The organism is Pseudomonas sp. GW821-FHT05H12 (genome assembly GCF_059419385.1).
In genome coordinates this window covers 1-13643 of record NZ_JBWKRS010000020.1, presented here as the reverse complement: position 1 = coordinate 13643, position 13643 = coordinate 1, and the positions used below count along the sequence as shown (strand labels likewise).

Genomic DNA, 13643 nt, shown 5'->3' with positions numbered 1-13643 from the left:
AGATTGGCACAGCCATTGTGCGTTGCTGTGCGTTTCCCCGCCAGAGCCGACTGCGTAGCATGCAAGGCCTGGGCTTCTGGAGTAATGAGCGGTGTTGGATTTAGCGATGTACCTCCTATTGGGCGCAGCCCTTGGCACGGTCGGCGGGCTGTTTGGCATTGGTGGCGGGCTGATTGCAATCCCCGTGCTGGGCGTGTTGTTTGGCCTGGATCAGCAGCTTGCCCAAGGCACGGCACTGGTCATGGTGGTGCCCAACGTGATGCTGGCCCTGTGGCGTTATCACCAGCGCAACCGCATCGAACTGCGCCACGCGCTGCCATTGGGCGTGATGGGCTTCAGCTTTGCCTGGCTCGGTTCGATCTGGGCCGTGGGCCTGGATGCGGGCGCCATGCGTGTTGGCTTTATTGCGTTTCTGCTGACGCTGGCGGCCTACAACCTGCTGCGCATGTTCACGCGCAATGCACCGCCCACGGCGCAGATGCGTTATTCCTGGCCATGGCTCGGCGTGTTGGGCGCCGCCTCCGGTTCGATGGGTGGCCTGTTCGGCGTGGGCGGTGCGGTGGTTGCCACGCCCGTGCTGACCAGCGTGTTTGGTACTACCCAGGTGGTGGCGCAGGGCCTGTCCCTGGCGCTGGCCTTACCCAGTACCGGTGTGACCCTGGTGACTTACGCCTGGCACCAGGAAGTGGACTGGATGATCGGCGTGCCGTTGGCCATTGGTGGGTTGCTCAGTATCAGTTGGGGCGTAAAAGTTGCCCATGCGTTGCCGGAGCGCGTGCTGCGCGGCTTGTTCTGCGGCTTCCTGGCGATTTGCGCGGTGATGCTGACGTTTAAAGTCTGAAGCCTTCGAGAATGTAATCCGCCAGGCAATCGGTAATGGGGGAGTTCAGGGTCGGGTTACGCAGCAGACGCAAACTCATCGACGGCAGTGGCGGGAAACCTTCGTCGCTGCCCAGCACTCGCAGTTCGTCAGTCACCAGGCTTTCCATACTAATCATCACCGCCAGACCGGCATTCACCACCGCTTGAATCGCCGCCACGTTAGAGCTGTGGTAGGCCAGGCGGTAGTCACGTCCGGCCGCATCCAGGGCCGAGCGTGCCCAATCGGTGTACAAGCAGTCGGCACCGGAAATCGCCAGTGGCAACGCAGCGTGCTCGTCCACACAGAAACATGACGACGCTACCCAAACCATGCGATCCGTGCGCAACAGTTCACCGACCTCACTGCCGGGCTCGCGACTGATCACCGTCAACGCCAAGTCGCGGCGCTGCATCAATACCTGGGACGACTCGCAGTGCATTTCGAGCTGAATCAGCGGATACGCCTTGGAAAACCGCTTGAGGATGCCCGGGAGGAAACGCATCACGTAATCATCAGGCGTGCCGATGCGCACCAGCCCGACCATGTGCGGCTCGCGCAATGTGTTGAACACTTCGCTGTGCAGTTTCAGGATGCGCCGCGCATAACCCAGCAGCACCTGGCCTTCGGGCGTGAGCCGCACCTGGCGCCCGTCGCGCTCGAACAGCTTGCGCTGTAGCACGTCCTCTTCCAAGCGTTTCATCTGCATGCTCACCGCCGATTGGGTGCGGTTGACCATCTCACCGGCCCGGGTAAAGCCGCCCTGATCGGCGATGGCGACGAAGGTGCGCAGCACTTCGGTGTCGATGCTCGGGTAGGCGCTCAATTGATCAATCTCCGAGATGTATTGCATAAGAAACATTCGTTGGATTGATCATAGGGCAAGGCACACACTCGCGTCATCCCCACTGGAGGGCGAGAAGATGAAAGGTCAAACTGGTTTTGTGTTGATGGCGAAACGTCCGTTCGCCGGGCTGTTTCACACGGTTGCGCGCTGGCAGTCGTTGCACCATGAGCGTCAGATGCTGGCACATTTGAGCGACGAAGCGCTCAAGGACATCGGCCTCAATCGCGCCGATGTAGAGCAAGAGCGTCACCTGCATTTCTGGGAAGACCCGCTGCGAAAATGATCGCGGATGCAGTAGGGTAGGCGGCGAGCCCACACGGAGAACCCCATGCCTGCCGACCTGTCATTTTCACTCAAGCAAGCTCGACGCATGGCGCTGGCGGCCCAGGGGTTTTCCGGGCGCCAGGCGCCTGCACTCATCAAGGCCGCGCACCTGAACCGGATGATCGATCGGTTGGGGGTGTTGCAGATCGACTCGGTGAACGCCGTTGTGCGTTCTCATTATTTGCCGTTGTTTTCCCGTTTGGGCAATTACGCCCCGTTGATGCTTGAACAGGCCGCCTGGAGCCAGGGTCGGCGACGTTCGCTGTTCGAATATTGGGGCCATGAGGCCTCATTGCTGCCTATGGCGCTGTACCCGCTGATGCGCTGGCGCATGGAGCGGGCCAAGCAAGGGCAGGGCATCTACTCGCAGATGGCGCGTTTCGGTCGTGAACAACAGGCCACTATCCAACGCGTGCTGCGCAGCGTTGAGCAACAAGGCGCCTTGGGTGCGGGCAGCCTGTCGACCCGTGAGGAGCGGGCGGGCCCGTGGTGGGACTGGAGTGATGAGAAACATGCGTTGGAATGGCTGTTCGCGGCCGGTTTGGTCACCGTTGCAGGGCGGCGCGGTTTTGAGCGGCTCTATGATTTGCCGGAGCGCGTCATCCCGGGCGACATCCTTCAACACGCCGCCTTGAGTGAAGCCGAGGCCCAGCGCGGCTTGCTGCTGCACAGTGCCACTGCGCTGGGCGTGGGCACCGAAAAAGACCTGCGCGATTATTTCCGCCTGGATCCGGCCGACAGCCGCAGCGCTTTGGCGGAACTGGTCGAGGATGGCCAATTGGTGACGTGCCAGGTGCAGGGTTGGAAGCAGCCCGCGTACTGTCTTCCGGACCCCAGAGTACCCCGCAAGGTACCGGCCAGCGCGTTGTTGTCGCCCTTTGATTCGCTGATCTGGGAGCGTAGCCGCACCGAGCGCCTGTTTGATTTCCGTTACCGGCTGGAGATCTACACGCCGCAAGACAAGCGGGTGTTCGGCTATTACGTATTGCCGTTTTTGCACAATGAGCGGATTGCCGCACGCGTCGACCTGCGCGCCGAACGCGTCAATGGACGCTTGGCCGTTCATGCGGTGCACGAAGAAGAACAGGGTTTGGACGAAGAGGGCATGCAGGCGCTGGCTGCGAACCTGTTGCAAATGGCCAGCTGGTTGGGGCTGGAGCAGGTGCAGCTCAATTGCCAGCGGCCGAGTGCTGATAGGTTGCGGGTGGCAATGATCAATAGGGGCAGTGTTCTTTAGGGCGCCATCGCGGGCAAGCCCGGCTCCCACAGTTGAATGCATTCCACAGTTGAAATGCACTCTTCTGTGGGAGCCGGGCTTGCCCGCGATGGCGTCAGAGCAGTCGACGCAAGGTCAGCGCTTAACTTGCTTTAACGTCTCCGCAATCAAAAACGCCAACTCCAACGACTGATCGGCATTCATCCGTGGGTCGCAATGCGTGTGGTAGCGGTCCGACAAACCATCCTCAGTGATCGGCCGCGCGCCCCCGATGCATTCGGTGACGTTCTGCCCGGTCATTTCGATATGGATGCCGCCGGCATACGTGCCCTCGGCCTGGTGCACCTGGAAGAACGCCTTCACTTCGCTGAGGATCTGCGCAAAGTCACGGGTCTTGTAGCCGCTGCTGGCCTTGATGGTGTTGCCGTGCATCGGGTCGGAGCTCCACAGCACCTGCTTGCCCTCGCGCTGGACGGCGCGGATCAGGTTGGGCAGGTGGTCGCCGACCTTGCCGGCGCCCATGCGCGCGATCAGGTTGAGACGGCCGGGATCGTTGTCCGGGTTGAGGATGTCGATCAGGCGGATCAAGTCGTCGGGGTTCATGCTTGGGCCGACCTTGACCCCGATCGGGTTGTTCACGCCACGCAGGAACTCGACGTGGGCACCGTCCAGCTGGCGAGTGCGATCACCGATCCAGAGCATGTGGGCCGAGCAGTCGTAGTAATCGTTGGTCAGGCTGTCGCGGCGCACGAACGCTTGTTCGTAGTTGAGCAGCAAGGCTTCGTGGGCGGTGAAAAAGCTGGTTTCGCGCAATTGCGGCGAATCGTCCATGCCGCAGGCACGCATGAACGCCAGGGTTTCATCGATGCGGTCGGCCAGCTGGCTGTACTTTTCGGCCAGGGCGGAATTGGCGATGAAGTCCAGGTTCCACTTGTGCACCTGGTGCAGGTCGGCAAAGCCGCCCTGTGCAAAGGCGCGCAGCAGGTTCAGGGTGGCGGTGGACTGGTGGTACGACTGCAGCAGGCGGTCCGGGTCCGGCACGCGGCTTTTTTCGTCGAAACCGATGCCGTTGACGATGTCGCCACGGTAGGCGGGCAGGGTGATGCCGTCGATGGTTTCATCGTTGGCCGAACGCGGCTTGGCGAACTGGCCGGCCATGCGCCCGACTTTCACCACCGGGCAACCGGCGGCGAAGGTCATCACGATGGCCATCTGCAGCAGCACCTTGAACGTGTCGCGGATTTTTGCGGCAGAGAACTCGGCAAAGCTCTCGGCGCAGTCACCGCCCTGCAACAGGAATGCGCGACCCTGGGTGACTTCGGCAAACTGACGGCGCAACTCGCGGGCTTCCCCGGCAAACACCAGCGGCGGGTAGCTGGCCAGGCTCTGCTCCACGTGCAGCAAATGTGCAGCGTCCGGGTACTGGGGTTGTTGCTGGATCGGCAGGGCGCGCCAGCTGTCGGGGCTCCAGGGTTGGCTCATCATGAACTCGATTGGGTGGTTGACGGTCGGGCGCCAATGTTATCAGCAATTAGTGCGTGACCTGTTGCCGCCGGTTGGCCGACAATCGCGCCTTTGCAGTGCCCAACCCGTTAGGAGTAGTGATGACCGAGGAGCGTGTCGAGCGCCTGCTGGCCGAAGTCCATGATGATTTCGGCATGATCCGTGTGCTCGAAGTGGCCGATTACCGTTTTCTCGAGTTTGGCGATGCCATCGAGCAAAGCTGCGTGTTTACCGCTGATCCGAGCTGGCTGGAATACGACTACACCCGCGCGATGCTGATAGGTGCGCTGTGCCATGAATTGCCGGAGAGTGCGCTGTTCCTGGGGCTCGGCGCCGGGACGCTGACCCAGGCGTGCCTCAAGTTCCTGCCGCTGGAAGATGTCGAGGCCATCGAGCTGCGCCCCGATGTGCCGCGCCTGGCCATCGAGTACCTGGGGCTGGATGACGATCCGCGGTTGTACATTCGCATCGGCGACGCCCTGCAATTGCTGGAGACGGCCGAATCGGCCGACCTGATTTTTGTCGACCTGTACACCGATGTAGGCCCCGGCGTCGGGCACCTGGCCTGGACCTTCCTGGAAAACTGCCAGAAAAAACTCAACCCGGGTGGCTGGCTGGTGATTAACCAATGGGCCACGGATGATGGCAAACCGTTGGGGGCCGCCTTGCTGCGTGGGTTGTACCACCGGCATTACTGGGAACTGCCGGTGAAGGAGGGCAACGTGATTCTGCTGGTGCCGTCAGACCTGGATCAGCCGTTGGATATGCAGGCGCTGTCGGCCCGCGCCGAAGCCTTGGCGCCGCGGTTGGGGTATTCGTTGCAGTCGTTGATCAAGGCGATTCGGCCGGCGACCTAGTTGTCTGTCCCGACGCCTTCGCGAGCAAGCCCGCTCCCACATTCGACCGCGTTTCCCTGTTGAAATGCATTCCCCTGTGGGAGCGGCGGTGCGACGATTCGACTTGCCCGCGAAGAGGCCATCACTGCCGACAACTAAATTCCCTTGAACACCCCCGGCCGCTTCTCAATCATCGCCCGCACACCCTCCTTGGCGTCCTCACTGTTAAGCAGCTTATCCACCATCGGCGGCAACGCCGCAGCCGCCAACGCCTCACCCTCCATGCGCGCCAATCGCGCCGACATCAACGTGGCCTGCACCCCCAGCGGCGCCTGGCGTGCAATGCGGTTGGCCAGCTCAAGGGCGCGTGGCAGCAGGTCTTCGCTGGCCATCACTTCCTGTACCAACCCCAGGCGCAAGGCCTCGTGGGCGTCAAACTCGTCGCCGGTGAGCAGCCAGCGCATCGCGTTGCCCCAGCCAGCGATCTGATGAAAGCGTAATGTCGCACCGCCAAACGGAAAGATCCCACGCTGTACTTCCATTTGCGCAAAGCGGGTGTTACTGGCGCACAGGTTGATATCGGCCGCCAGCATCAACTCGATACCGATAGTCAGGCAGTAGCCCTGGGCCGCGACAATCACCGGTTTACTCACCCGTGGACCGGCGAACACGCCCCAAGGGTCACATCCGCCCAGCGGCGGCTGCCAGCCTCCGGCCATCACGCCGCTGACATTGGCCAGGTCCAACCCGGCGGTGAAGTGATCGCCGTGGGCAAACACCACGGCCACCCGGGCCTCTTCGTTTCGATCAAATTCGCCATACGCCAAACTCAATTCATTGAGCAGGTCCAGATCGAAGGCATTGCGCTTGGCCACTCGGTCCAGGCCCAACAGCAGGACATGGCCCTGTAATTCACGGCTGACGCGACTGCTGGTGGCTTGATTCATCGGGTGTGCCCTCGGGCGCGGGGAAGGTTTCAGACCAAAGGGTCCAAAAGGTTAGGTGAACCGTTTAAGCGTTGTGACCAACAGGGCCGGGCCTTTGAAAAATAGACCCTGGCGCGCTTATCTGCAAAGACTGTGACACAGCGCGGTTTATCGGTGCTTTCCGATAAAAAAAGCTCCCTTTTTCAGGTATTTCCGGTATAGTGCGCGCCGGCCTTTAACCGGGCCGCGTTTAGGTAGCGCAATTCCCCGAAGTCAGCTTCGGCTGCACGTCCGCACAGCGGACTCTTCCTTGACGAATCTTTTTCATTCATTCGTTTTCGCAAATCCCCGCCGACAAAGCAGCCAGGGCGACTCTTGAGTCTCAACACGGCATGCGCAGCTTTGGAGCATGGGTCTTTGCGGATGCACTTAGAGGCAGACCCATGACCCAGGAAACCGGCGGCTTCGCCGCTTTTAATCTGAACCCGAATATTCTTGCAGCCGTCGCAGCGACTGGCTACGAAGAGCCTTCGGCGATTCAGCAGCAATCGATCCCGATCATCATGGCCGGCAAGGACATGATTGGCCAGGCGCAAACCGGTACCGGCAAAACTGCCGCGTTCGCTTTGCCTATCCTGCAGTGCATCGACCCTGCCAAGCGCGAACCGCAAGCCCTGATCCTGGCGCCAACCCGTGAGTTGGCGCTGCAAGTAGCAACCGCTTTTGAAACCTACGCCAAGCAAATGCCAGGCGTAACCGTTGTGGCCGTTTACGGCGGCGCGCCGATGGGCCCACAACTCAAAGCAATCCGTAATGGCGCACAGATCGTTGTCGCCACCCCGGGCCGTCTGTGCGACCACCTGCGTCGTGACGAGAAAGTGCTGTCGACCGTGAACCACCTGGTTCTGGACGAAGCTGACGAAATGTTGAAGCTGGGCTTCATGGATGACCTGGAAGTCATCTTCAAGGCACTGCCTCCGACCCGCCAGACCGTACTGTTCTCGGCCACTCTGCCACAGTCGATCCGTGCCATTGCCGAGCGTCACCTGCGTGACCCAGAGCACGTCAAGATCCAGACCAAGACCCAGACCGTTACCGCGATCGAACAGGCTCACCTGTTGGTTCACGCTGACCAGAAGACCTCGGCTGTATTGAGCCTGCTGGAAGTCGAAGACTTCGACGCCCTGATCATGTTCGTACGCACCAAGCAAGCGACCCTGGACCTGGCCAGTGCCCTGGAAGCCAAAGGCTACAAAGCCGCTGCGCTGAACGGTGACATCGCCCAGAACCAGCGTGAGCGCGTGATCGACTCCCTCAAGGATGGCCGCCTGGACATCGTTGTAGCGACCGACGTTGCTGCCCGTGGTCTCGACGTTCCACGTATCACCCACGTGTTCAACGTTGACATGCCGTACGATCCAGAGTCCTACGTTCACCGTATCGGCCGTACTGGCCGTGCCGGTCGCGAAGGTCGCGCACTGCTGCTGGTGACTCCACGTGAGCGCCGCATGCTGCAAGTGATCGAGCGTGTGACTGGCCAGAAAGTTGCCGAAGTCCGCCTGCCGGACGCCCAGGCTGTCCTGGATGCGCGCATCAAGAAACTGACCAACAGCCTGTCGCCGCTGGTGGCTGACGCTGAATCGACCCACGGCGACCTGCTGGACCGCCTGACTGCCGATATCGGTTGCACCCCGCGTGCCCTGGCTGCAGCCCTGCTGCGCAAAGCAACTAACGGTCAAGCCCTGACCCTGGCTGCCATCGAGAAAGAACGCCCACTGGTTCCGAACAGCGCGCCACGCGGTGATCGTCCAGAGCGTTCCGGCGACCGTCCAGACCGTGGTGATCGTGAGCGTCGTGCTCCGGTTCCATTGGCTGAAGGCCGTGCTCGTTGCCGTACCGCGCTGGGCGCGCGTGATGGTATCGCTGCCAAGAACCTGCTGGGCGCTATCCTCAACGAGGGTGGCCTGGCCCGTGAAGCCATCGGTCGTATCCAGGTCCGTGACAGCTTCTCCCTGGTGGAGCTGCCGGAAGACGGTCTGGAAAAACTGCTGGCCAAGCTGAAAGACACTCGCGTTGCCGGTAAGCAGCTGAAGCTGCGTCGCTACCGCGAAGATTGATCCGCCCTTGGGCTGATTGATCGCACATAAAAAATCCCCGACTGGTTCGGGGATTTTTTTTGCCTGGTATTTTCGGATCAGCACTCGGTCAACTGTGGGAGCTGGTTTATGTGGGAGCTGGCTTGCCTGCGATAGGATCACCCAGGTCAGCCTGACAGACCGAGGTGTTTGCATCGCAGGCAAGCCAGCTCCCACAAGCCCGTTTCCACCATTGGATCTGCGTTAGCCGAAGCGATAGATGTCCATGCCCAGTGCGCCCAGGGTGAAGCCTTGATGAGCGACACTGAAATCACCGCCGGCACCCCGCGCAAAGTACAGCGGCAACAGGTGTTCGTCGCTGGGATGGCTGCGCACGGCATGGGGCGCCTGGCGACGGTAGTCGTGCAGCGCGGTTTCATCGTTGGCGGCCAGCTTGTCCACTACCCAGTCACGGAAATCCCGCGCCCAGGGTTCGATGGTTTCCGGCCCGGCACGCCAGTTCAGTTCGCCCAGGTTGTGGGTGATGCTGCCGGAGCCAATCAGCAATACGCCTTGCTCGCGCAGGCTGGCGAGGGCATGCCCCACGCGCGTCTGCAGGGCAGGGCCCATGCGACTTGGCAGCGACACTTGGACCACTGGAATATCGGCTGCCGGGTACATCAGCGACAGCGGTACCCAGGTGCCGTGGTCAAAGGGGCGGCGCTCATCGATGCGTGCATTCAAACCGTCGGCGTGCAGCAATTCCACAATCTCTGCGGCCAACTGCGGATCGCCGGGTGCGGGATATTGCACGGCAAACAATTCGCGGGGGAACCCCCCGAAATCATGCCAGGTTTCCGGGGCCTGGCTGCCGCTGACGAGTAATTCCTGGCTTTCCCAGTGTGCCGATACCACCACGATCGCTTTAGGACGGGGCAATTCGGCGGCCAGGCGCTGCAGGGCCGGGCCACTGGCGCCGGGTTGCAGGGCCAGCATGGGCGAGCCGTGGGAGATAAACAGGCTGGGGAACATAAGTAGGGTCCTGAGCGTTAACATGGGACCATCTTCAATCAGATCATTGATCTAAATCTAATATAAGTTTTAGCGCCTTTTTATCGAATTTTCAGGGTGATTTATGGAGCCTAAGTTTTGGCAAGAGCGCTGGGCGCGCAATCAGATTGGCTTTCACTTGCCTGAGGTTAACCCTTACTTGCAGCGGTACTGGCCGCGGCTTGCGCTGGCTGAAGGTGCCAAGGTGCTGGTGCCGCTGTGTGGCAAAAGCCTGGATTTGATGTGGCTGGCCAGTCACGGGCACCAAGTGATGGGCGTGGAGCTGTCAGAGCAGGCGGTGGAGGCGTTCTTCATAGAGCAAGGGCTCACGCCCCGGATCAGCCGGCAAGGCGCCTTCACGGTGTACCAGGCTGATCAGGTGGAGCTGTGGTGCGGTGATTTCTTTGCGCTGGACGCTGAAGCAGTGGCCGATTGCACTGCGCTCTACGACCGTGCTGCGCTGATTGCCTTGCCGCCCCTGATGCGGGCGCGTTACTGCGAGCATCTCAACGACCTGCTAGCGCCTGGGTGCCAAGGCGTTTTGATCACGCTCGATTATGACCAGGCCCAGAAAGCCGGCCCACCGTTTGCGGTCACCGATGACGAAGTGAAGGTGCTGCTGGGTGCACACTGGGCGTTGGCGGTGCTGGAAGAACAGGACATTTTGGCTGAGAGCTGGAAGTTCGTGCAGGACGGTGTTGATCGCCTTGAGGAGCGTGTCTACCAGTTGGCGAAGCGTTGATCGTGCTGCCGCCATCGCTGGCAAGCCAGCTCCTACAGGGGAGTGCATTCCACATGTAGGAGCTGGCTTGCCAGCGATGACGGCAGCAGCCTCGGCACAGAACCCAGGGGCAATAAAAAAGGGGCGATCAAATCGCCCCTTTCTTGTGTGTCACCTACTGCCTGTCAGCCGCGACGACGCAACGCGTCGATACGCTCTTCCAGCGGCGGGTGGCTCATGAACAGGCGAGCCATGCCCTGCTTGATACCGCCGTTGATACCAAACGCCGTCAGGCTGTCCGGCATATGCACCGGCAAGCCCTGTTCGGAGCGCAGGTGTTGCAGCGCTGCGATCATCGCCCCGGTACCGGCCAGGCGGGCACCGGCTTCGTCTGCACGGAATTCCCGTTTGCGCGAGAACCACATAGTGATCGCGCTGGCCAGGAAGCCCAGTACCAACTCAGCGAAGATGGTCGCCACGTAGTAGGCAATACCGCGACCTTCCTCGTTCTTGAAGATCACCTTGTCGACAAAGTTGCCGATGATCCGCGCAAAGAACATCACGAAGGTGTTCACCACACCCTGCACCAGCGCCAGGGTGACCATGTCACCGTTGGCTACGTGGCCAATCTCGTGGGCCAGTACTGCCTTCACTTCATCGTAGGAGAAGCGTTCCAGCATGCCCTGGCTGACGGCAACGAGTGCGTCGTTCTTGTTCCAGCCGGTGGCAAAGGCGTTCGCCTCGTAGGCCGGGAAGATCCCGACTTCGGGCATCTTGATCCCGGCTTCGCGGGACAGTTGCTCGACGGTCTGCAGCAACCATTGCTCATGCCGGGTACGGGGTTGGGTGATCACCTGGGTGCTGGTGCTCATCTTCGCCATCCACTTGGAGATGAACAGCGAGAACAGCGAACCGGCAAAACCAAAGACCGCACAGAAGACCAGCAGCTGATTGAGGTTCAGATCGACCCCGTTGGCCGCCATGAACCCGTTGAAGCCGAAAAGGCTCAGGGTGATGCTGGCAATCAGCACGACCGCCAGGTTAGTGGCCAAGAACAGCAGGATGCGCATCATGGTTGTAGAGTTCTCCTCATGCTTAATATGTCGCGTACTGCGGGGTATATAAGGTGCGGCCTGAGGCTATTCAACCGGGCGACTATTTCAAACTGTGTCCTACAGCCTGAACGTAGAGCCTTGAAGGGTTTTTCCGATCTGGAAAGCAGGCCATGATCACCGTATTCGTGCCTTGTCGTCCCGTAATTATAGGGGGCTGACCGATCCGTGGTGTGCCGCGATAAGGAGGAGGCTAGGCAGGGCAGAGAAGTGTTGCCAGATAATCGCTGTGCGACCGACTGACGATCGCACAGCGCCATAGTCGTTACTGGCGATAGGACTTGAGGAAGTTGCCGATGCGACCAATGGCCATGTCCAGGTCATCCACGCGCGGCAAGGTCACCACACGGAAGTGATCCGGCCACGGCCAGTTGAACGCAGTCCCTTGCACCACCAGCAGTTTTTCCGACAGCAGCAGGTCGAGCACGAACTTCTCGTCGTTGAGGATCGGGCAAACCTTCGGGTCGATACGTGGGAAGGCATACAGCGCGCCCATGGGTTTTACACAGCTCACGCCCGGGATGGCGTTGAGCAGTTCCCAGGTGCGGTTGCGCTGCTCCAGCAAACGGCCTTGAGGCAATACCAGGTCATTGATGCTCTGGTAGCCGCCGAGGGCGGTCTGGATGGCGTGCTGGCTCGGCACGTTGGCGCACAGGCGCATGTTGGCCAGCATGTCGATGCCTTCGATATAGCTCTGGGCGTTGTGCTTGGGGCCGGAGATGGCGATCCAGCCGGAGCGGAAGCCCGCCACGCGGTACGACTTGGACAGGCCGTTGAAGGTCAGGCACAGCAGGTCAGGCGCCAGGGAGGCGGTGCACACGTGCACGGCGTCATCGTAGAGGATTTTGTCGTAGATCTCGTCGGAGAACACCACCAGGTTGTGCTGGCGCGCCAGTTCGAGCATGCCCAGCAACACTTCCTTGGAATACACCGCGCCAGTCGGGTTGTTCGGGTTGATGATCACCAGGGCCTTGGTGTTCGGAGTGATCTTGGCCTTGATGTCGGCCAGGTCCGGGAACCAGTCGGCGCCTTCGTCACACAGGTAGTGCACCGGGTGGCCACCGGCCAGGGTCACGGCAGCGGTCCACAGCGGGTAGTCGGGGGCCGGCACCAGCACTTCGTCGCCGTTGTTGAGCAGTGCCTGCATGGACATCACGATCAGCTCGGACACGCCGTTGCCCAGGTAGATGTCCTCGATGCCAACGCCTTCCACCTGCTTTTGCTGGTAGTACTGCATCACCGCCTTGCGCGCGCTGAACAGGCCCTTGGAGTCACTGTAGCCCTGGGCGGTCGGCAGGTTGCGGATCACGTCCTGGAGTATTTCGTCCGGCGCTTCGAAACCAAAAGGCGCCGGGTTGCCAATGTTCAGCTTGAGGATGCGATGGCCTTCCTCTTCCAGGCGTTTGGCGTGCTTGAGCACTGGGCCGCGAATGTCGTAGCAGACGTTGGCGAGCTTGTTCGATTTGCTGACCTGCATGGCGATGTGATCCTGAAAATGAACGATCCAGACGGTGTGGACACGACCGTACTGCGAATCCTGCGAGGCCCGCACCCATAAATACGTTTGAATGCCGGTAGCGCGGGTGCCAGACTGGCGTTTTGAAGAGGCGCAATCATACGTGCCGCCTGATCCATGGAAAAGACACAGATCAGGGTTTTTCAGTTGCCGAGGTGTACCGATGGAAAAGTTGGATAAAACGCTGGAGGAATGGCGGGAAATGCTCGACCCCGCTCAATATCAGGTCTGCCGGCTCAAAGGCACCGAGCGCCCGTTTTCCGGCAAGTACAACGCCACCACCACAGACGGCGTGTACCACTGCATTTGCTGCAACGAGCCGTTGTTCGACTCCAAGACCAAATTCGATGCCGGTTGCGGCTGGCCGAGCTTCTACGAGCCGATTGCCCAGAGTGCGATGATCGAGATCCGTGACGTCAGCCACGGCATGATCCGCACCGAAGTCACCTGCGCCAAGTGCGATGCGCACCTGGGGCATGTGTTCCCGGACGGCCCGCCGCCGACCGGTCTGCGTTACTGCATCAACTCGGTGTGCCTGGACCTGGTCCCGCGCTGATTCAATACCGCACCCGTAGGAGCCCGGGGGGGGGGGGGGGGGGGGGGGGGGGGGGGGGGGGGGGGGGGGGGGGGAGGGGGGGGGGGGGGGGGGGGGGGGGGG

General features: G+C 60.9%; 13 protein-coding genes. 7 read left to right on the top strand and 6 right to left on the bottom strand.

The window, feature by feature from the left end:
* The first annotated feature begins 91 nt into the window (after positions 1–91).
* Positions 92–841, top strand: a complete 750-nt coding sequence (locus AC07SU_RS18405) for a sulfite exporter TauE/SafE family protein (protein WP_494997812.1) — start codon at positions 92–94, stop codon at positions 839–841.
* On the opposite strand, the gene AC07SU_RS18400 is transcribed toward AC07SU_RS18405, so the two are convergent.
* On the bottom strand, positions 831–1712 hold the full coding sequence (locus AC07SU_RS18400) for a LysR family transcriptional regulator (RefSeq protein ID WP_176998249.1): 882 nt from the start codon (positions 1710–1712) through the stop codon (positions 831–833). The two genes, AC07SU_RS18405 and AC07SU_RS18400, sit on opposite strands and share 11 nt — an antisense overlap.
* Before the next feature lie 70 nt (positions 1713–1782).
* On the opposite strand from AC07SU_RS18400, the gene AC07SU_RS18395 reads away from it, so the two are divergent.
* Positions 1783–1989, top strand: a complete 207-nt coding sequence (locus tag AC07SU_RS18395; RefSeq protein ID WP_256349883.1) for a DUF1127 domain-containing protein — start codon at positions 1783–1785, stop codon at positions 1987–1989.
* Between the two features lie 45 nt (positions 1990–2034).
* A complete protein-coding gene (locus tag AC07SU_RS18390) occupies positions 2035–3267 on the top strand; it encodes a winged helix-turn-helix domain-containing protein (RefSeq protein WP_494997811.1) in 1233 nt (410 codons plus the stop codon).
* Between the two features lie 114 nt (positions 3268–3381).
* On the opposite strand, the gene AC07SU_RS18385 is transcribed toward AC07SU_RS18390, so the two are convergent.
* Complete coding sequence (locus tag AC07SU_RS18385; protein ID WP_176998246.1) at positions 3382–4728, bottom strand: class II 3-deoxy-7-phosphoheptulonate synthase; 1347 nt, start codon at positions 4726–4728, stop codon at positions 3382–3384.
* A gap of 122 nt (positions 4729–4850) precedes the next feature.
* Between AC07SU_RS18385 and AC07SU_RS18380 the strand changes: the two genes are divergently transcribed.
* Positions 4851–5606, top strand: coding sequence for a spermidine synthase (locus AC07SU_RS18380; RefSeq protein WP_178925008.1), 756 nt, complete (start codon positions 4851–4853; stop codon positions 5604–5606).
* 134 nt (positions 5607–5740) lie between these two features.
* Here AC07SU_RS18380 and AC07SU_RS18375 read toward each other — a convergent pair whose 3' ends face one another.
* Positions 5741–6532 (bottom strand): crotonase/enoyl-CoA hydratase family protein, encoded by a 792-nt coding sequence (locus AC07SU_RS18375; protein ID WP_494997810.1) that lies wholly within the window; start codon positions 6530–6532, stop codon positions 5741–5743.
* Between the two features lie 422 nt (positions 6533–6954).
* Here AC07SU_RS18375 and AC07SU_RS18370 point away from each other — a divergent pair, with 422 nt between their 5' ends.
* Positions 6955–8628, top strand: coding sequence for a DEAD/DEAH box helicase (locus tag AC07SU_RS18370; RefSeq protein WP_016972326.1), 1674 nt, complete (start codon positions 6955–6957; stop codon positions 8626–8628).
* A 222-nt stretch (positions 8629–8850) separates the two neighbouring features.
* Here the strand turns inward: AC07SU_RS18370 and AC07SU_RS18365 are convergent, their stop codons facing one another.
* Positions 8851–9618, bottom strand: a complete 768-nt coding sequence (locus AC07SU_RS18365; protein WP_176998243.1) for a DODA-type extradiol aromatic ring-opening family dioxygenase — start codon at positions 9616–9618, stop codon at positions 8851–8853.
* A gap of 103 nt (positions 9619–9721) precedes the next feature.
* On the opposite strand from AC07SU_RS18365, the gene AC07SU_RS18360 reads away from it, so the two are divergent.
* Positions 9722–10378 (top strand): thiopurine S-methyltransferase, encoded by a 657-nt coding sequence (locus tag AC07SU_RS18360; protein ID WP_494997809.1) that lies wholly within the window; start codon positions 9722–9724, stop codon positions 10376–10378.
* Positions 10379–10542: 164 nt separating this feature from the next.
* Here AC07SU_RS18360 and htpX read toward each other — a convergent pair whose 3' ends face one another.
* Both htpX and AC07SU_RS18350 read right to left on the bottom strand, forming a co-directional pair.
* Positions 10543–11430, bottom strand: coding sequence for a protease HtpX (gene htpX / locus AC07SU_RS18355; protein WP_176998241.1), 888 nt, complete (start codon positions 11428–11430; stop codon positions 10543–10545).
* Positions 11431–11734: 304 nt separating this feature from the next.
* Positions 11735–12946: a pyridoxal phosphate-dependent aminotransferase gene (locus AC07SU_RS18350; RefSeq protein ID WP_016978462.1), complete on the bottom strand. Its 1212-nt coding sequence runs from the start codon at positions 12944–12946 to the stop codon at positions 11735–11737.
* A gap of 202 nt (positions 12947–13148) precedes the next feature.
* Between AC07SU_RS18350 and msrB the strand changes: the two genes are divergently transcribed.
* Positions 13149–13541, top strand: coding sequence for a peptide-methionine (R)-S-oxide reductase MsrB (gene msrB, locus AC07SU_RS18345; RefSeq protein ID WP_176998240.1), 393 nt, complete (start codon positions 13149–13151; stop codon positions 13539–13541).
* Positions 13542–13643: the final 102 nt, after the last annotated feature.

Coding starts and splice junctions, on each gene's coding strand:
- AC07SU_RS18400 (WP_176998249.1), bottom strand. CDS start 1,712: ATGCAATACATCTCGGAGATTGATCAATTGAGCGCCTACCCGAGCATC.
- AC07SU_RS18395 (WP_256349883.1), top strand. CDS start 1,783: ATGAAAGGTCAAACTGGTTTTGTGTTGATGGCGAAACGTCCGTTCGCC.
- AC07SU_RS18390 (WP_494997811.1), top strand. CDS start 2,035: ATGCCTGCCGACCTGTCATTTTCACTCAAGCAAGCTCGACGCATGGCG.
- AC07SU_RS18385 (WP_176998246.1), bottom strand. CDS start 4,728: ATGAGCCAACCCTGGAGCCCCGACAGCTGGCGCGCCCTGCCGATCCAG.
- AC07SU_RS18380 (WP_178925008.1), top strand. CDS start 4,851: ATGACCGAGGAGCGTGTCGAGCGCCTGCTGGCCGAAGTCCATGATGAT.
- AC07SU_RS18375 (WP_494997810.1), bottom strand. CDS start 6,532: ATGAATCAAGCCACCAGCAGTCGCGTCAGCCGTGAATTACAGGGCCAT.
- AC07SU_RS18370 (WP_016972326.1), top strand. CDS start 6,955: ATGACCCAGGAAACCGGCGGCTTCGCCGCTTTTAATCTGAACCCGAAT.
- AC07SU_RS18365 (WP_176998243.1), bottom strand. CDS start 9,618: ATGTTCCCCAGCCTGTTTATCTCCCACGGCTCGCCCATGCTGGCCCTG.
- AC07SU_RS18360 (WP_494997809.1), top strand. CDS start 9,722: ATGGAGCCTAAGTTTTGGCAAGAGCGCTGGGCGCGCAATCAGATTGGC.
- htpX (WP_176998241.1), bottom strand. CDS start 11,430: ATGATGCGCATCCTGCTGTTCTTGGCCACTAACCTGGCGGTCGTGCTG.
- AC07SU_RS18350 (WP_016978462.1), bottom strand. CDS start 12,946: ATGCAGGTCAGCAAATCGAACAAGCTCGCCAACGTCTGCTACGACATT.
- msrB (WP_176998240.1), top strand. CDS start 13,149: ATGGAAAAGTTGGATAAAACGCTGGAGGAATGGCGGGAAATGCTCGAC.